The 19,500-nt window shown below is 70.7% G+C and carries 7 protein-coding genes; 4 read left to right on the plus strand and 3 right to left on the minus strand.

Going from position 1 to position 19,500, the window contains the following annotated elements; genetic code table 11:
• Positions 1-138 precede the first annotated feature (138 nt).
• From ureG to OG455_RS05450, 4 genes are all read left to right on the plus strand, one after another.
• Positions 139-759, plus strand: coding sequence for an urease accessory protein UreG (ureG, locus tag OG455_RS05435; protein ID WP_266290760.1), 621 nt, complete (start codon positions 139-141; stop codon positions 757-759).
• Positions 760-809: 50 nt separating this feature from the next.
• The gene (locus tag OG455_RS05440; protein WP_266300666.1) at positions 810-1,733 is read left to right on the plus strand and encodes an urease accessory protein UreD; all 924 of its coding nucleotides are present in this window, start codon (positions 810-812) and stop codon (positions 1,731-1,733) included.
• A gap of 98 nt (positions 1,734-1,831) precedes the next feature.
• Positions 1,832-3,229 carry an ammonium transporter gene (locus OG455_RS05445; RefSeq protein WP_266290762.1) on the plus strand — a complete coding sequence of 466 codons (1,398 nt, stop codon included), beginning with the start codon at positions 1,832-1,834 and terminating at the stop codon, positions 3,227-3,229.
• Positions 3,226-4,581, plus strand: a complete 1,356-nt coding sequence (locus OG455_RS05450; RefSeq protein ID WP_266290764.1) for an ammonium transporter — start codon at positions 3,226-3,228, stop codon at positions 4,579-4,581. The genes OG455_RS05445 and OG455_RS05450 overlap by 4 nt, the downstream gene beginning before the upstream one ends.
• Positions 4,582-4,674: 93 nt before the next feature.
• Here the strand turns inward: OG455_RS05450 and OG455_RS05455 are convergent, their stop codons facing one another.
• From OG455_RS05455 to OG455_RS05465, 3 genes are all read right to left on the minus strand, one after another.
• Positions 4,675-5,451, minus strand: coding sequence for a thioesterase II family protein (locus OG455_RS05455; RefSeq protein WP_266290766.1), 777 nt, complete (start codon positions 5,449-5,451; stop codon positions 4,675-4,677).
• Between the two features lie 84 nt (positions 5,452-5,535).
• Positions 5,536-5,751, minus strand: a complete 216-nt coding sequence (locus OG455_RS05460; protein WP_266290767.1) for an MbtH family protein — start codon at positions 5,749-5,751, stop codon at positions 5,536-5,538.
• A 35-nt stretch (positions 5,752-5,786) separates the two neighbouring features.
• On the minus strand, positions 5,787-19,109 hold the full coding sequence (locus OG455_RS05465) for a non-ribosomal peptide synthetase (protein ID WP_323185422.1): 13,323 nt from the start codon (positions 19,107-19,109) through the stop codon (positions 5,787-5,789).
• Positions 19,110-19,500 lie beyond the last annotated feature (391 nt).

Below are 19,500 nucleotides of genomic sequence, written 5' to 3' on the forward strand. Positions count from 1 at the left end.
GTCCATCAGGCCGACTCAGGACGGCTCAGGACGGCTCAGGACGGCTCAGGACGGCTCAGGCCATCGGTACACCAGCCATCGGTACACCAGCCAGTGGTACACCAGCCAGTGGTACACCAGCGAGGAAGAAGGCAGGACATGACGGACGACGTGCTGCGGGTGGGCATCGCCGGACCGGTGGGCTCCGGAAAGACGGCGCTGATCGAGGCCCTGGTGCCGGTGCTGATCGCCCGGGGCCGGCGCCCGGCGGTGGTCACCAACGACATCTACACCCAGGAGGACGCCCAGCACGTGCGGCGCAACCTGGCCGGGGTGCTGGACCCCGAGCGGGTGGTGGGCGTGGAGACCGGCGCCTGCCCGCACACGGCCGTCCGGGACGACCCCACGATGAACCTGGCGGCCGGTGCCGAACTCCTGGAACGCTTCCCGGACATCGACACGCTGCTCTACGAGTCGGGCGGCGACAACCTCACGCTGACCTTCAGCCCGGTGCTGGTCGACATGTTCTTCTTCGTCCTCGACACGGCCGAGGGCGAGAAGATGCCCCGCAAGCGCGGCCCCGGCATCACCGACTCGGACGTGCTGGTGATCAACAAGGTGGACATCGCCCAGTACGTGCGCTGCGACCTCGCGGTGATGTCCGCCGACGCCGACCGGGTCCGCGAGGGGCGACCCGTGGTGCTCACCAACAGCCTCACCGGGGACGGGATCGAGCGGGTCGTCGAGCTGCTGGAGGGCTACCGCGGGGTCGCCGCGTGACCGTCCGGCTGACGCCCGCGCACTACGAGCCGGCCCGCGTCCCCGCCCAGGTGCGGCGGCACGCCGGCCGGCCCGCGGCGCTCGGCGTCGGCGCGCCGGGCAAGGTCGGCCTGCTCGAACTCGGCTTCGAGCGGATCGGCGCGCCGACCGCCACCGGCCCACGGACCGAACTGGTCAGCCACTACCAGAAGTCGCCGCTGCAGATCATGCGGCCGCTCTACTTCGACCCGGCCCGTCCCGACCTGGCGATCACCCAGCTGATGTCCACCGGCGGTGGCATCGTGCAGGCCGACCGGCTGCGCCTGGACCTGCGCTGCGGCCGGGACACCGCCGTGCACCTGACCACCCAGGCCGCGACCAAGGTCCACCGGATGGACGCCGACTACGCGACCCAGCAGGTCTTCCTGACCGCCGAGGCGGGCGCCTACGTCGAGTACCTGCCCCAACCGGTCATCCCCTACCGCGACGCGCGCTTCTACCAGCGCACCGTGCTCACGGTGGACCCCACGGCGACCGTGCTCGCCGCCGAGACCGTGCTGGCCGGCCGGCTGGCGCGCGGCGAGCGCAACGCCTACCAGGTCTTCGCCGCCGATCTGGAGTGGCGCCGGCCCGACGGCCGGCTCTTCGCGCTGGACACCGTGCGGCTGGAGCCCGGCGGTTCGGGCGTCACCGGTTCGGGCGTCACCGGTTCCGGCGTCACCGGCCCGGCCGTGCTGGGCGGGCACGACCTGGTGTCGAGCTTCTTCGCCGTCACGCCGCTGGCCCCCGCCGCCCAGGTCGCCGACGCGCTGCACCGGGCGCTCGACGGCAGCGGCCTGCTGCACGGCGTGAGCGTGCTGCCCGAGGAGGCGGGGGCCTGGCTGCGCGTGCTGGGCGGCGACTCCCCCACCGTCACGGCGGCCGTACTGCGCGCCTGGGACGCGGTGCGCCGGCTGCTCATCGGGGTTCCGGCCCCGGCCCTGCGCTCCTCCTGACCGAACCCGAACCCGAACCCGAACCCCGCCCTCCTGATCCCGCCCTCCTGATCCCACCCTCCCGTTCCCCGCTTCCCCGTCCCCCGGAGAGACTTCGGATGCCTACCACCCTCGATACGGGCAACACCGCCTGGCTCATGGCGAGTACCGCCATGGTCCTGCTGATGACCCCCGGCCTCGCCTTCTTCTACGGCGGCATGGTCAAGACCAAGCACGTGCTGGTCATGCTCAAGATGAGCTTCGTCTGCCTGGCCGTGGTCACCCTGCTCTGGCTGGCCATCGGCTACAGCCTGGCGTTCGGCAAGGACGTCGGCGGCGCCGGCCTGATCGGCACCCCCTCGCACTGGATGATGCACGACATCGGGATGACCAGCCTGTGGGGTTCCACCGGCATCCCGACCGTGATCTTCTCCTGCTTCCAGATGGCCTTCGCCATCATCACGGTGGCCCTGATCAGCGGTTCCATCGCGGGCCGGGCCACCATGCGCGGCTGGGTGTGGTTCGCCGTCGTCTGGACGCTGCTGGTCTACGTGCCGCTGGCCCACTGGGTGTTCGCCCCGGACGGCTGGGTCACCGCGCACCTGGGCGCGCTCGACTTCGCCGGCGGCATGCCGGTCGAGATCAACTCCGGTGCGGCCGGCCTGGCCGTGGCGATCGTGGTGCGCAAGCGCAAGGACTTCGAGCGGGAGACCATCCGCCCGCACAACCTGCCGCTCGTGGTGATCGGTCTGGCGCTGCTCTGGTTCGGCTGGTTCGGCTTCAACGCCGGCTCCGCGCTGCAGACCGGCGGCACCGCCCCGATGGCCTTCTTCAACACCCAACTCGCCGCCGCCGGTGCGATGGTGGGCTGGCTGCTGATCGAGAAGTGGAAGCTCGGGCACGTCGAGATGCTCGGCGTGGCGGGCGCGGCGGTGGCGGGCATGGTGGCGATCACCCCGTCCTGCGGTGAGATCTCCCCGGTCGGCGCGCTGGCCGTGGGCTTCGTCGCCGGTGTGGTCTGCGCCTTCGCGATCAACTTCAAGTACAAGATGGGCTACGACGACACCCTCGACGTGGTCGGCGTGCACGGCTTCGGCGGGATCGTCGGCACGGTGGCCATCGGTCTCTTCGCCACCGTGCAGATGAGCGGCAAGAAGGGCCTGTTCTACGGCGGCGGCCTCGACCTGCTGTGGCGCCAGGTGGTCGGGGTGGTGGTCTGCGCGGCCTTCTCGTTCGGGATGACCTGGCTGATCGCCAAGGCGATCGAGAAGACGGTCGGCTTCCGCGCCGACGAGGAGTACGAGCACGTCCCCGGCCAGGAGGAGGAGTTGGCCTACGACGACGAGACCATCGCCGAGATCCGGGCGCGCCTGGCGCAGGCCCGGGTCCCGGTCGCGGTGGGCGCGGGCGCGGGCGGGGGCGCGGCGGACGGCGACTCCGCCCTCTCCGCCGCCGCCGACCACCAGTTGCTGGCCGACCTGCGCGAGGTGCTGGAGCGACGGGAGCAGGAGAAGTGACCCCGGCGCTGGACTCGGGCAACTCCGCCTGGCTGATGATGGCCGCCGCGATGGTGCTGCTGATGGCACCGGGCCTGGCCTTCTTCTACGGCGGCATGGTGAAGACCGGTCAGGTCATCGCGATGCTCAAGATGTGCTTCGTCTGCCTGGTGCTGGTGACCCTGATCTGGGTCACCGTCGGCTACTCCCTCGCCTTCGGCCCGGATGCCGGGGGGCTCGGGGTGATCGGCGGGCTGGACCACGTGTTCATGTCCGGGGTCGGGATGGAGAGCAACACCAACGGCGTGCCCACCGTGGCGTTCGCCGTCTTCCACATGTCCTTCGCCATCGTGACCGTCGCGCTGATCAGCGGCTCGGTGGCCGGGCGGGCGACGATGAAGGGCTGGATCGCCTTCGTCTGCGCCTGGACCCTGCTGGTCTACATCCCGCTGGCGCACTGGGTCTTCGCGCCCGACGGCTGGGTGGTGAAGCAGGTCGGCGCGGTCGACTTCTCCGGCGGCACGGTGGTCGAACTCAGCTCCGGCGCGGCCGGCCTGGCCCTGGCCCTGGTGGCCGGCAAGCGGCAGGACTTCGAGCGGACGAAGATCCGCCCGCACAACCTGCCGCTGGTCGTGGTGGGCCTGTCGCTGCTCTGGTTCGGCTGGTTCGGCTTCAACACCGGCTCCTCGCTGGGCACTCCGGGCGCGGCCGCGATGGGCGTGATGAACACCCAGCTGGCGGCCGGCGCGGCGATGGCCGGCTGGGCGGCCACCGTCTACCTGCGCACCCGCAAGGTCGGGCTGCTCGACATGTGCATGGGCGCGGTCACCGGCATGGTCGCGATGACCCCGCTGGCCGGCGGCGTCAGCATGATGTGGGCCACCGTCATCGGCTTCCTGGCCGGGCTCACCTGCGCCTTCGCGATCAGCTGGAAGTACCGCTTCGGCGTGGACGACACGCTCGACGTGGTCGGCATCCACGGCTGGGGCGGGCTCTTCGGCATGGTGATGGTGGGCCTGGCGGCCACCGGCGTGATGACCGGCAAGAAGGGCGTCTTCTACGGCGGCGGTTGGGACCTGCTGGGCAAGCAGTTGGTCGCGGTCCTGGTGCTCGGGCTCTTCTCGTTCGGGATGACCGCGGTGATCGGCAAGGTGGTCGACCTGACGGTGGGCCTGCGCCAGTCGAGCACCGCCGAGGAGCACGAGCAGGTCTACCAGAACGACTGGGACGCCCAGTTCAAGGAGATCGCGGACGCCCTGCGGGGCAGCGGCGGGACGGCCGCCGAGGCCGGGCCGGACGCGAGCGCGCTGCTGGAGCAGGTGCGGCGGATGCTGGCGCCGGATCAGCCGGAGCGGGAGCGGCTCTCGGACTGAGGTCGCGAGGCCGTGCGTTCCTGATGCCGTCGTCCCGGGCCCGATGTGGGCCCGGGACGACGGCGCCCTGTGACGTCGGGAGGCGGCGGGCCGTCAGGCCGTGGCGAGTTCGGCCGTCAGGGCACTCAGCAGCGGGCCCCGGGACTCGCCGGTGAGGTAGAAGTGCCCACCGGGGAACATCCGCACCGAGCTGCCCGCCCGCGTGGTGGCCGTCCAGCGCTCCAGGTCGGTGCGGGAGACCAGGTCGTCCACCCCACCGAAGATCGAGACCGGGCAGGCGAGCGGCGGGAACACCGGCTCCCGGTGGTCCCGGTAGTAGCCGTCGCAGAGGGTGTAGTCGGCACGCAGCGTCGGCAGGATCAGCTCCAGCAGCTCGGGCTGGGCCAGCACCTCCTCGGGCGTGCCGCCCATCTCGCGCAGGTCGGCCACCAGGTCGTCGTCCGTCCAGTGCCCGCGCCCCGGCTTGCGCTGCGGCGTGCCGGGCCCGCCGCAGCCGCTCAGCAGCAGCCGGTGCGGCAGCGGGTCGCCGCGCCGGGCCGCGGCGGCGGCGACGCCGTAGGCGAGCATCGCGCCCATGCTGTGCCCGAAGAAGGCGTAGGGCCCATCCAGCAGCAGCGGCCGCAGCACCTCGGACAGCTCGGTGACCGCCTGCTGGTAGTCCGTCAGGCAGGGCTCGGCCAGCCGGTTCTCCCGGCCCGGCAGCTGGACGGCGAACAGGTCGACATCGGCCGGCAGCGCGGCCGCCCAGCCCCGGTAGAGGTAGGCGCCCGCGCCGGCGGGGTGGAAGCAGATCAGGCGCAGGCGGCTCTGCGGGCGGACGGCCAGCGGGAGGGTCCAGGCGCCGGTGGGGGTGACGGGCTGCGATGGCATGGCGGAAGCCTTTCAGGAATCGGGGACGCGGGCCAAGGGCCGGCCGGCACTTCCCGACGGGAAGCACCGGACCGGCCCCGGTCGCTACTCCGCCTCGGCCATCGCGCGGACCAGGCTGGCCGGCCGCATGTCCGTCCAGTTGGCCTCGACGTGGTCCAGGCACGCCTGGCGGCCGTCCGGCCCGTGCGCGACGGTCCAGCCGGCCGGCACCTCGGCGAAGGCTGGCCAGAGCGAGTGCTGGTTCTCCTCGTTGACCAGCACCAGGTAGGTGCCGTCCGCGTCCTCGAACGGGTTCGCCATGGGTCTTGGTTCCTTTCAGAGCGGCTGAACAGCGGTCAGGGGTGGGCGGGCGCACTCGTGGCGGGTGCGCTCACGCGCCGCAGCGCGGCGGCCACGACCGGGCCGATCACACCCAGGGCGGAGGGTAGCGTCATGTCGTCGTGCGTGCAGTCGACGCCCGTGACCAGCAACTCACCCGTGCAGTGCGGGCGCCACAGCTCGGGGGTGGGCGAGGCCGCCGTCCGACCCTGGTCGGCACGGAAGAACAGCAGGTCACCGTCGTACGTCCGTGGGGTGAACATGTCCATCAGGGCACCGCTCCGGATGCCGATGGCCGCGATGGCCGCCAGCTCACTTTCGGCCAGCCACCCTTCAGCACCGTACCGGGCAAGCGTCCGCCTCACCTCTGCCAGCGCCTCGGCGAACTCGAGCCGCTCGACGGGCACCCCTGGGTAGGCGTCGAGCACGGCCAGCAGCTCGACCCGTTCCCCGGCAGCCTGCAGGCAGGTCGCCATCGCGTGCGCCGCCACGCCGCCGAAGGACCAGCCGAGCAGATGGTAGGGACCGTTGGGCTGGACGGACCGGATCCGCGCCACGTACTCCGCGGCCATCTCCTCGATGCTCTCCCCGAGCCCCTCGCTCTCCCGAAGCCCGCGCGCTTGCAGAGCGTAGAGGGGGCGGTCCGCGGGCAGGTGGTCCACCAGGCCGCGGTAGCCCCAGCTCATCCCGAAGCCCGGGTGCACGCAGAAGAGCGGCGGCAGGCTGCCGGTGGCGCGCAACGGGAGCAGCGGTACGAACGGGTCCGCGGCAGCGGTCGAACCACCTTGCGCCAGGTGCTCGGCGAGCCGGGCCACGGTTGGTGTCGCGAACAGCTCCCGCACGCCGAGTTCGACGTCCAGGGCGGTGCGGATGCGGCTGATCAGGCGGGTGGCGAGGAGGGAGTGGCCGCCGAGGTCGAAGAAGTCGTCGTCGATCCCGACCGCGGGGCGTCCGAGGACCTGGGCGAAGAGGTCGCAGAGGATCTCCTCGCGGGGGGTGCGGGGGGCGCGTCCGAGGGCCGTGGCAACGAACTCGGGTGCGGGGAGGGCGCGGCGGTCGAGCTTGCCGTTGACCGTCACGGGTAGCGCGTCGAGGACGACGATCGCGGACGGCACCATGTACTCAGGCAACACCGAGGCCAGGCGGGCACGCACGGCCACGGCATCCAACTCGCCTGCGGCGACCGTGTAGCCGACCAGCGCCTGGTGGCCGAGGGTGTCTTCGCGGAGCGCGACGGCGGCCTGCGCAATGTCGGGCTGGGCGGTCAACGCGGCTTCGATCTCGCCGAGTTCGATCCGAAAGCCGCGCAGCTTCACCTGGTCGTCGCTGCGCCCAAGGTAGTCGAGGGCACCGTCCGCACGCCACCGCACGAGGTCACCCGTGCGATACATCCGCTCGCCCGGCACCCCGAAGGGGTCAGCGACGAAACGCTCGGCGGTGCGGGAGGGCCCGCTCAGGTAGCCGCGCGCCAACTGCACACCCGCGACGTAGAGCTCACCAGCAACACCGACCGGCACCGGCTGAAGCGCGGCGTCCAGGACGTACACCCGCGTGTTCCACACCGGACGACCGATCGACACCGATGCGGCGCCAGTGTCATCGGCGCACGCCCAAGCCGTGACTTCCACCGAAGCCTCGGTCGGCCCATAAAGGTTGTGCAGCGGCACCAGTGGCAGGACTCGCGCGAAGCTGTCGCGCAGCTCGGCGGGCAGGGCCTCGCCGCTGCAGATGACCGCGCGCAGCCCGGTGCACCCGGCAGCGGCCGGCTCGTGCAGGAACGCCTGCAGCATCGAGGGCACGAAATGCGTGATGCTCACCCGCTCACGCCGAATCAACCCGGCCAGATAGGAAGGATCGCGGTGCCCACCGGGCCGGGCCACCACGAGCGTGGCGCCCTGGAGCAGCGGCCAGAAGAACTCCCACACCGAGACGTCGAACCCGAACGGCGTCTTCTGCAACACCCGGTCCGCGGCGGTGAGCCCGAACTCGCCCTGCATCCAAGCCAAACGGTTCACGATCCCGGCATGAGAAACAACAACACCCTTGGGCCGACCCGTCGAACCCGACGTGAAGATCACATACGCCGGATGCCCAGAACACAGCCCACGTCCCACCAAGCCCTGCGAGCTGAACTCCGACGCCTCGCCAATCAGCTCTTCGGTGACCACCACCGGGGCATTGGCCTCGCCAACCAAATAGCCGATCCGCTCGGCCGGCAGATCAGGGTCGACCGGCAGGTAGGCCCCGCCCGCCTTCAACACCCCCAACAGCGCCACCACCAGCTCCACCGAGCGCTCCATCACCACCGGCACCACCGACTCCGGCCCCACCCCGCGTTCGACCAGCAGCCGCGCCAGCCGGTTCGCCCGCGCGTTCAACTCGGCATAGCTCACCTCGGTATCGTCAAAGACGACCGCTGTCGCATCCGGCGCCTGCGCCACCCGCGCCTCGAACAACTCCGGCAACGTGCCCGCCGGAACCTCGTGAGCCGTGTCGTTCCACTCGCTCAGCAACCGCTGCCGCTCAACCAGATCGAGCACCTCGATGTGCGCGAGGGGACTGTCGGGAGCGGTCTCCAATGCCGTGGCCAGAGCCTCGACTACGGCGCGGGTCATGGCGCAGAGCTGGCCGGGGTCTACGGAAGTGACCGTCTGGGCGGTGAGGATGAAGCCGGTGCCGGTGTCGTCCACCGTCATTGTGAGCGGGTAGTTGGTGCGTTCGTGGCTGTGCAGGACCGTGACGCCCGGAAGGCCGGCCCGCGCGTCGCCTTCCAGCGTGCGGCTGTGCCGGTAGTTGAGGAGCGCGCTGAACAGCGGAACCGTCGCGGCGGTGCCGGCGGCCTGCTGGGCGAGCGCGAGCGGGGCGTGCTCGTGGACCAGCAGGTCGGCGAGTTGCCCGCGCATCGCGAGCACCGCGTCCACCACACCGACCCCGGCGGTGGGCAAGCGCACCGGCAGCGTGTTGATGAACAGCCCTGGCACCCGCTCCGCACCACTGCCCGCGTTCATCCGCCCGAAGAGCACCGTGCCGAAGACGACGTCGTCACGGCCCGCGGTAACCGCCACCACCCGGGCCCAGGCCACATGGAACACCGTGGCCACGCTCACACCCAACCGCCGCGCCAGCTCCCGCAGCCGTCCGGCGAGTCCGGAGTCCAGGGACAGCACGGCCTCCGCAAGCTCCGCGGCCTCCCCGCGCACGTCCAGCAGCCCGAAAGGGGCAGTCGGCTCGGTGATGTCACCCAGCAGGGTGGTGAAGTACCGCTCGTGCTCCTCGCGCGGGACACCCAACCGCGCCTGGGCGACGAACTCACGGAACGGAAGCGGAGCCGGCAGGGTTTCCTGTTCGCCGGCCAGCACGGCCCGGATCTCGGCCAGCAGGACTTCCATGGCGGTGTGGTCGGAGGCCAGGTGGTGGCGCTGGAGCAGCAGCAGCCAGCGCCGGCTGCCCGGTTCGGGTGCGATCAGGGCGCGCAGAAGAGGCGCCCGTCCGAGGTCCATGGAGGCGGGGGCGAGTGCGGTGAGTTCGGCGACCGGGTCACCGCCTGTCGGTGTGCCGAGTTCGACTTGGTCGACGGGGATCGCTGCCTGGCGGGCCACCACCTGCAGCGGTTCGGGCAGGCCCTGCCACAACACGGCGGTGCGCAGGATGTCGTGGCGGTCCACCACGTGCTGCAGCGCGGCGAGGAAGGCGTCCAGGCGGGTGCGTGAGTCGAGGGTCAGGACGGTCGGCAGGAGGTAGACGTCGCTGCCGCCGGCGTTCATCAGGTGGTGGAAGAAGATGCCTTCCTGCAGGGGCGCGAGGGGGTAGATGTCGGCGATGTTGGCCGCGCCGCCGGGGAAGGCCGAGGTGATCCGCTCGATCTCCTCGGTACTCAGCCGCACCAGTGGCAGCATGGCGGGGGTGATCTCCCGCGCTGCGGGCGGGATGAGGTTCGGCGGGACCGCCACCTCGGCCACCGCGGAGGCCGCGGCCAGGCCGGCGGGCGTCGGCGTGGTGAAGAGCGTGCGGATGTCCACCTGGACGCCGCGCTCGCGCAGCCGCTCCACCAGCGAGACTGCGAGCAGCGAGTGGCCGCCCAGTTCGAAGAAGTCGTCATCCACCCCGACCATGGGCGCACCCAACACCTGCGCGAACACCCCGCACAGCACCTCCTCGCGCAAGCTCGCGGGAGCCCGATAGCGCGAGGCCGCGACGAAGTCCGGCGCGGGCAGGGCGCGGCGGTCCAGCTTCCCGTTCACCATCAGCGGCAGCGCCTCCAGCACCACGAACGCCGCGGGAATCATGTAGGAGGGCAGCCGTGCCGCGAGGTGGAGGCGCAGGGCCTCCAGGTCCAACTCGCCCGCAGGGACAGCATAACCGACCAGGTGCTGGTGGCCAGGGGCGTCCTCGCGCATGATAGCGGCGGCGTGGGAGACGGCGGGATGGGAGGCGAGGGCGGTCTCGATCTCGCCGAGTTCGATCCGAAAGCCGCGCAGCTTCACCTGGTCGTCGCTGCGCCCAAGGTAGTCGAGGGCACCGTCCGCACGCCACCGCACGAGGTCACCCGTGCGATACATCCGCTCGCCCGGCACCCCGAAGGGGTCAGCGACGAAACGCTCGGCGGTGCGGGAGGGCCCGCTCAGGTAGCCGCGCGCCAACTGCACACCCGCGACGTAGAGCTCACCAGCAACACCGACGGGCACCGGCTGAAGCGCGGCGTCCAGGACGTACACCCGCGTGTTCCACACCGGACGACCGATCGACACCGATGCGGCGCCAGTGTCATCGGCGCACGCCCAAGCCGTGACATCCACCGAAGCCTCGGTCGGCCCATAAAGGTTGTGCAGCGCTGTGCCCGGCAGCACTCGCGCGAAGGCCTCGCGCAGACCGGCAGCCAGCACCTCACCACTGCAGATGACCTCACGAAGACCAGCACACGCCGCAGCAGCCCGCTCGCGCAGGAACACCTGCAACATCGAGGGCACGAAGTGCGCGATCGTGACACGCTCACGCCGGATCAGGTCCGCGAGATAGGCAGGATCGCGGTGCCCACCGGGCCGGGCCACCACCAACGCGGCACCCTGCAGCAACGGCCAGAAGAACTCCCACACCGAGACGTCGAACCCGAACGGCGTCTTCTGCAACACCCGGTCCGCGGCGGTGAGCCCGAACTCGCCCTGCATCCAAGCCAAACGGTTCACGATCCCGGCATGAGAAACAACAACACCCTTGGGCCGACCCGTCGAACCCGACGTGAAGATGACATACGCCGGATGCTCAGAACGCAGCCCACACGCCGCAAGGTCAGCCGCACCATGACCTGATGACTCGCCAATCACCCCACGTGTCACCACCACCGGCGCATCCGCCTCACCCAGCACATACGCGATCCGCTCGGCCGGCAGATCCGGATCCACCGGCAGATACGCCCCACCCGCCTTCAACACCCCCAGCAACGCGATGACCAGCTCCACCGAACGCTCCATCACCACCGGCACCACCGACTCCGGCCCCACCCCGCGTTCGACCAGCAGCCGCGCCAGCCGGTTCGCCCGCGCGTTCAACTCGGCATAGCTCACCTCGGTATCGTCAAAGACGACCGCTGTCGCATCCGGCGTCCGCGCCACCCGCGCCTCGAACAACTCCGGCAACGTGCCCGCCGGAACCTCGTGAGCCGTGTCGTTCCACTCGCTCAGCAACCGCTGCCGCTCAACCAGATCGAGCACCTCGATGTGCGCGAGGGGACTGTCGGGAGCGGTCTCCAATGCCGTGGCCAGAGCCTCGACTACGGCGCGGGTCATGGCGCAGAGCTGGCCGGGGTCTACGGAAGTGACCGTCTGGGCGGTGAGGATGAAGCCGGTGCCGGTGTCGTCCACCGTCATTGTGAGCGGGTAGTTGGTGCGTTCGTGGCTGTGCAGGACCGTGACGCCCGGAAGGCCGGCCCGCGCGTCGCCTTCCAGCGTGCGGCTGTGCCGGTAGTTGAGGAGCGCGCTGAACAGCGGAACCGTCGCGGCGGTGCCGGCGGCCTGCTGGGCGAGCGCGAGCGGGGCGTGCTCGTGGACCAGCAGGTCGGCGAGTTGCCCGCGCATCGCGAGCACCGCGTCCACCACACCGACCCCGGCGGTGGGCAAGCGCACCGGCAGCGTGTTGATGAACAGCCCTGGCACCCGCTCCGCACCACTGCCCGCGTTCATCCGCCCGAAGAGCACCGTGCCGAAGACGACGTCGTCACGGCCCGCGGTAACCGCCACCACCCGGGCCCAGGCCACATGGAACACCGTGGCCACGCTCACACCCAACCGCCGCGCCAGCTCCCGCAGCCGTCCGGCGAGTCCGGAGTCCAGGGACAGCACGGCCTCCGCAAGCTCCGCGGCCTCCCCGCGCACGTCCAGCAGCCCGAAAGGGGCAGTCGGCTCGGTGATGTCACCCAGCAGGGTGGTGAAGTACCGCTCGTGCTCCTCGCGCGGGACACCCAACCGCGCCTCGGCGACGAACTCACGGAACGGAAGCGGAGCCGGCAAGTCCGCCCCCCTCCCCTCCAAGAGTGCCTGGACCTCAGCCAGCAGCACATCCAAACTGGTCTGATCGATCACCAGATGGTGGCACCGGAGCAGCAGCAGCCAGCGCCCGGAGCACGGTTCGGCTGCGACGTACGCCCGCAACAGCGGCGCACGGGTCAGGTCCATCGACGCACGGCACCGGTCGAGCAGCTGCGCCATGGCGGCAGATCCGATGTCAGTGTCAAGGTCGACGTACTCGACGGGCAGTACGGCACGGCGGGCCACGACCTGCACGGGTGTGGGCAGGTTCTGCCACAGGACGGCGGTGCGCAGGATGTCGTGCCGGTCGATCACGTGCTGCAGCGCGGCCAGGAAATCGTCAAGGCAGCCGCGGGAGTCGAAGGCCAGCACGGTCGGCCTCACGTACGGGTCCTCGGCGCCGTCGCCGGCGGCCAGCAGATGGTGGAAGAGGATGCCCTCCTGCAGCGGCGCGAGCGGGTAGATGTCGGCGACATCGGCCGCACCGCCGGGGAAGTGCGAGACGATCCCGTTGATCTGATGGTTGGTCAGATCGACCAGCGGCAGCATCTCCGGCGTGATCTCCGGTGCCCCGGCGGGGATCCCGTTGGCCGGCACCACCGCCCCATCCTCCCAGCCGACAGCCGCCGACGCGAGGGCCGCGATGGTGGGTGCCGCGAACAGCGCCCGCACGCTCAACGGCACCCCGCGTTCCCGCAACCGTTCCACCAACGTCACCGCCAGCAGCGAATGCCCGCCCAACGCGAAGAAGTTGTCGTCCACTCCCACTCGGGGCATGCCCAGCACCTGGGCGAACACCGCGCACATCGCCTCCTCCCGCGGCGTCGACGGCCCCCGATAGGTCGCCGTGGCGTTGCTGAGGTCGGGTGCGGGGAGGGCGCGGCGGTCGAGCTTGCCGTTGACCGTCACGGGTAGCGCGTCGAGGACGACGATCGCGGACGGCACCATGTACTCAGGCAACACCGAGGCCAGGCGGGCACGCACGGCCACGGCATCCAACTCGCCTGCGGCGACCGTGTAGCCGACCAGCGCCTGGTGGCCGAGGGTGTCTTCGCGGAGCGCGACGGCGGCCTGCGCAATGTCGGGCTGGGCGGTCAACGCGGCTTCGATCTCGCCGAGTTCGATCCGAAAGCCGCGCAGCTTCACCTGGTCGTCGGTGCGCCCAAGGTAGTCGAGGGCACCGTCCGCACGCCACCGCACGAGGTCACCCGTGCGATACATCCGCTCGCCCGGCACCCCGAAGGGGTCAGCGACGAAACGCTCGGCGGTGCGGGAGGGGCTGCTCAGGTAGCCGCGCGCCAACTGCACACCCGCGACGTAGAGCTCACCAGCAACACCGACCGGCACCGGCTGAAGCGCGGCGTCCAGGACGTACACCCGCGTGTTCCACACCGGACGACCGATCGACACCGATGCGGCGCCAGTGTCATCGGCGCACGCCCAAGCCGTGACTTCCACCGAAGCCTCGGTCGGCCCATAAAGGTTGTGCAGCGGCACCAGTGGCAGGACTCGCGCGAAGCTGTCGCGCAGCTCGGCGGGCAGGGCCTCGCCGCTGCAGATGACCGCGCGCAGCCCGGTGCACCCGGCAGCGGCCGGCTCGTGCAGGAACGCCTGCAGCATCGAGGGCACGAAATGCGTGATGCTCACCCGCTCACGCCGAATCAACCCGGCCAGATAGGAAGGATCGCGGTGCCCACCGGGCCGGGCCACCACGAGCGTGGCGCCCTGGAGCAGCGGCCAGAAGAACTCCCACACCGAGACGTCGAACCCGAACGGCGTCTTCTGCAACACCCGGTCCGCGGCGGTGAGCCCGAACTCGCCCTGCATCCACGCAAGGCGGTTCACGATGCCCGCATGCGGCACCACGACGCCCTTGGGCCGACCCGTCGAACCCGACGTGAAGATGACATACGCCGGATGCTCAGAACGCAGCCCACACGCCGCAAGGTCAGCCGCACCATGACCTGATGACTCGTCAATCACCCCACGTGTCACCACCACCGGCGCATCCGCCTCACCCAGCACATACGCGATCCGCTCGGCCGGCAGATCCGGATCCACCGGCAGATACGCCCCACCCGCCTTCAACACCCCCAGCAACGCGATGACCAGCTCCACCGAACGCTCCATCACCACCGGCACCACCGACTCCGGCCCCACCCCGCGTTCGACCAGCAGCCGCGCCAGCCGGTTCGCCCGCGCGTTCAACTCGGCATAGCTCACCTCGGTATCGTCAAAGACGACCGCTGTCGCATCCGGCGCCTGCGCCACCCGCGCCTCGAACAGCTCCGGCAACGTGCCCGCCGGAACCTCGTGAGCCGTGTCGTTCCACTCGCTCAGCAACCGCTGCCGCTCAACCAGATCGAGCACCTCGAGACGGGTCACGGGCTGGTGCGGCACGGCCACGACTGCTTCGAGGACGCGAACCAGCCGCTCGGCGAGCCGCTGAGCGGTCGTCGCGTCGAACAGGTCACGCGCGAACGTGAGGGCGCCCCGCAGTCCCGCAGGAGTGCCGGCAGCTCCGAGGACCTCCGTCAGGGTGAAGTCCAGGTCGAACCGCGCCGCTGACTGCCCCACGGGCAGCAGAGCGGCGTCAAGGCCCGGAAGGTCCAGGGCCGCCTGGGCGTTGTTCTGCAGCGAGAGCATGACCTGGAAGAGCGGGTGGCGGGCGAGCGAGCGAGCGGGGGCCAACTCCTCGACCAGGCGCTCGAAGGGGACGTCCTGGTGCGCGTAGGCACCCAGGCCCGAATCGCGCACGCGGTGCAGGAGCTCGGCGAAGGTGGGGTCACCGCTGAGGTCGGTGCGCAGCACGAGCGTGTTGACGAAGAAGCCGACCAGGTCGTCGAGGGCCTCGTCGGTACGTCCGGCGATCGGAGTACCGATAGGGATGTCAGTGCCCGCGCCCAGACGCGAGAGCAGTGTGGCGAGCGCTGCCTGCAGAACCATGAACAGGGTGACGCCCTCGGCACGGGCAAGGTCGGCCAGCTGCCGATGAAGGTCCGCGGACACGGTCAGGTCGACGGTCCCGCCGTCGTGGCCGGCGACAGCAGGGCGGGGTCGGTCGGCGGGGAGAGCGAGTTCCTCGGGCAGATCGGCCAACACGGATCGCCAGTAGGCGAGTTGCCGGCAAATCAGGCTTGCGGGGTCTTCGGGGGTGCCGAGCAGGTCGCGCTGCCAGAGGGTGTAGTCGGCGTACTGCACCGGCAGCGGCTGCCAGGCCGGAGCATCCCCGACGAGCCGGGCGGCGTAGGCGGCGGAGAGGTCGCGGGCCAGTGGACCCATCGACCAGCCATCACCGGCTATGTGATGGATCGTCAGCAGCAGTATGTGCTCGCCCTGGGACAGCTCGAGCAGATGGGCCCGCAGAGGCACTTCGTGCTGCAGGTCGAACGGGTGGGCCGCCGCCTCGGCCATGGCTCGGCCCAGCGCGGCTTCGTCCAGGTCGTGAGCCTGCGTCAGGGTGCACAGCCCCTGGTCGAGCGGGTCGCTGCCCAGGATGCGCTGGTGAGGTCGGCCGTCAATGGCCGGAAAGACGGTTCGCAGCACCTCATGGCGGGCGGCCAGATCGTGAAGAGCGGCTTCGAGCGCGGTTGTGTCGAGCGCGCCGGTGAGGCGGAGCGCGATGGGGATGTTGTAGGTGGCGTTCGGGCCTTCGAGTACATTGAGGAACCAGAGCCGCTGCTGGGCATAGGAGACGGGCAACGACTCGGGGCGCGTGCCGGCCAGCAGGGCCGGGCGCCGGTGGACGGTGCCGTCCATTCGGTCGGCGAGGGCGGCGACAGAGGAAGCCTCGAACAACACCCGGATGGGGAGTTCCACGTCGAGCGTGGTACGGATGCGACTGATCAGGCGTGTGGCGAGCAGGGAGTGACCGCCCAGAGCGAAGAAGTCGTCATCGATACCGACCGTGGGCAGGGCGAGAACCTCGGCGAAGAGAGTGCAGAGGATCTCCTCACGCGGGGTGCGGGCCTCGCGCCCGACGGGCCTGCTGAGGTCAGGGACGGGCAGCGCGCGATGGTCGAGCTTGCCGTTGACCGTCACCGGAAGCGCGTCCAGGACCACGATCGCGGCGGGGACCAGGTACTCGGGCAGCGTCGCGGCCAGGTGGGCCCGCAGGGCGGCGGCGTCCACCTCGCCCGCCGGAACCGCGTAGCCGACCAGCTGCCGGTGGCCAGGGGTGTCCTCGCGGACCATGACGGCGGCCTCCGCGACGGCGGGGTGGGCCACCAACCCGGCCTCGATCTCTCCGAGTTCGATGCGGAAGCCACGCAACTTGACCTGGTCGTCGGTGCGCCCCAGATAGTCGAGGGCGCCGTCGGCCCGCCACCGCACGAGGTCACCGGTGCGGTACAGGCGCTCACCCGGGGACCCGAACGGATCGGCAACGAAGCGCTCAGCGGTGAGGGCGGGGCCGTTGAGGTAACCACGCGCCAGCTGGACCCCGGATATGTACAGTTCACCCGCCACACCGAGCGGAACCGGTCGCAGGGCGGCATCGAGCACATGGACGCGGGTGTTCCGGACCGGCCGGCCGATCGGCACTGGCCCGCCGCCGTCATCACTGTCACCCTCACAGGCCCACTCGGTGACCTCCACCGTCGCCTCGGTGGGCCCGTACAGGTTGTGCAGCACCGCTCCCGGCAGAACGCGCGCGAACCGGTCCCGCAGCGCTGCCGTCATCACCTCGCCGCCGCACATCACCGTCCGCAACCCGGTGCAGGCCCCCGTCGCCGGATCATCCAGGAACGCCTGGAGCATCGACGGCACGAAGTGCGTGACCGTCACCCGCTCACGGCGGATCAGCTCCGCCAGGTAGTCCGGTTCACGGTGACCACCAGGACGGGCCAGCACCAGCACCGCACCCTGCGACAGTGGCCAGAAGATCTCCCGCACCGACGCGTCGAAGCCGAACGGAATCTTCTGCAGCATCCGATCCGCAGCCGTCAGACCATGAACCTCCTGCATGCACGCGAGCCGGTTCACGATCCCCGCGTGCGGCACCACCACACCCTTGGGCCGACCGGTCGAACCCGACGTGAAGATCACGTAGGCGGGGTGCCCGGGAAGCAGACCGCGATCCCCGAGATCTGCCGGGTCGTACTCTGACGAACCGTCAACCAGCTCCCGGGTGACCACCGGCGCGTCCGCCGCACCCAGCAGGTGGGCGATCCGCTCGGCCGGGAGGTCCGGGTCCACCGGCAGGTACGCCCCGCCGGCCTTCAGCACCCCCAACAGCGCGACCACCAGCTCCACCGAGCGCTCCATCAGCACCGGCACCACCGACTCCGGCCCGACCCCCCGCTCCACCAGCAGGCGAGCCAGCCGATTCGCCCGCGCGTTCAACTCGGTATAGGTGAGCGACACCCCCTCGAACATCAACGCCGTCGCCTCGGGTCCACGGGCGACCTGGGCCTCGAACAGCCGGGGCAGCGTCGTCGCAGGCACCGCAGCGACGGCGCCGGTGCCGGCGGCGAGCAGCTCGGCCCGCTCCTGCGGCGCGGTCAGGTCGAGCATGCCGACCGGGGTCCCGGGCGCGGCGGCGGCCAGCGCGTCGAGCAGCCGCAGGAAGCGTTCAGCGTGGCCGGCCAGCTCCACCCGGTCGTAGCAGGTGGGGTTGGCCGCCAACACCAGGCTCATGCCCTGGCCGGCCTGCCGGTCGTAGATGATGAAGGCGAGGTCCTCGACCGGGCCGCCGGCGAGGCTGTGAACGGTGGCTGGGTGGCCGCCGAAGGAGAGGTCATAGTCGAACGACATGATGTTGACGATCGGCCCGACCAGGTGCCCGCCCGTGCCGCCGACCAGACCGAGGTCGCGGCGCAGGTCCTCGTACCGGTACCGCTGGTGGCGCAGCGCCGCGCGGGCCGTGGCACTGGTGCGCCGGACCAGCTCCCGGACGCTGAGGTCGGCGCGGGCGGACAGCCGCAGTGGCAGGATGTTGGTCAGCATCGCGGGCACGGCACGGGTGGTGCGGCCCACCCGGCCGGGCACCGGCAGACCGATCATCACCTCGTCCGCGCCGGTCAGCCGCCCGGTGTAGAGGCCGGCGGCGCCGAGCACCAGCGCCGACCAGCTGACCCCGAGGGCGCGGGCGGCCGTGCGCAGGGTATCCGCGTGCTCGGGCGTCAACCGCAGTTCGTGGCGCAGGCTCTGATGGGCGGCCGGGGCGGTGCGGCCGGCCAGGGTGACCGGCTCGGGGCGGTCGACCAGTTGCTCCAGCCAGTAGCTGCGCTCGGCCGCGTACCGCTCGGAGGCGCGATAGGCGACCTCCTCCGCCACCACCGTGCTGAAGCCGGGGACCGCAGTGGCCGGGTCGGGCTCGCGGCCCGCCGTCAGCGCGCTGTAGATCTCGGACATCCGGGCGGCGAAGAGCGGCCCGCTGTAGCCGTCGACCAGAGCATGGTGACCGCGCTGGTACCAGAAGCAGCGGTCCGGGCCCGCCAGGAAGAGCACCTGGACCACCCCGGGGCCGGTGGCGGGGTCGAGTGGCCGGGCCAGGTCCACGTCTATCCAGGCCCGGGCGGCGGCCCACGGGTCGTCAGCCGTGCCGAGGTTCTCGATACGCAGCGGGAACTCCTCGACCGGGCGCAGCATCTGCCGCAGCTCGCCGCCTACCGAGCGGAAGGTCAGCCGGGGTGCCTCGCACTCGTGCAGGAGCAGGCGCAGCGAGGCCGCGAAGAGCACCGGATCGATCGCGCCGTGGATCTCCACGCACTCCGCGACCTGGAACGCCGGGCTGGCCGGGTCGAGCTGCTGAGCGAACCAGATTCCGGCCTGCCCGGCCATCAGCGGCCAGGCGGCAGTGGTCTGCGACTCCGACATGTCTTCAGTGCTCCGGTTCGTCAACGGGGATACGTGCGACGCGGCGGGCTGCCAGCGGCTCGGCCGTACCCGCGTCGTGGTTCACGGACGGTGGCGCCGGTGATCGCCCACTGACACCTGGTCACGCATGGTCACGGATGGTGGCGATCAATGTAAACAGAGGGTCACATGGGCTTGACCGTGAGCAGACGTATCAGACATGAAGATCATCAAAACAATCACTGCCGTGAAATGGTTGCGATACCTCCTCAGGTTGGCGAAATTTGCTGGCAAGTTGGCTGATTCATGTCCGAGGCGATCACTACTGAGCAGTTCGGGAGCAGACTCGGTCCCGTCAGGCGGTGCGGCTCCTGACGGGACCACCCCCAGCCCCATCAAGCGAGCAGAGGAC

This window comes from Kitasatospora sp. NBC_01287 (genome assembly GCF_026340565.1).
Lineage (GTDB): Bacteria > Actinomycetota > Actinomycetes > Streptomycetales > Streptomycetaceae > Kitasatospora.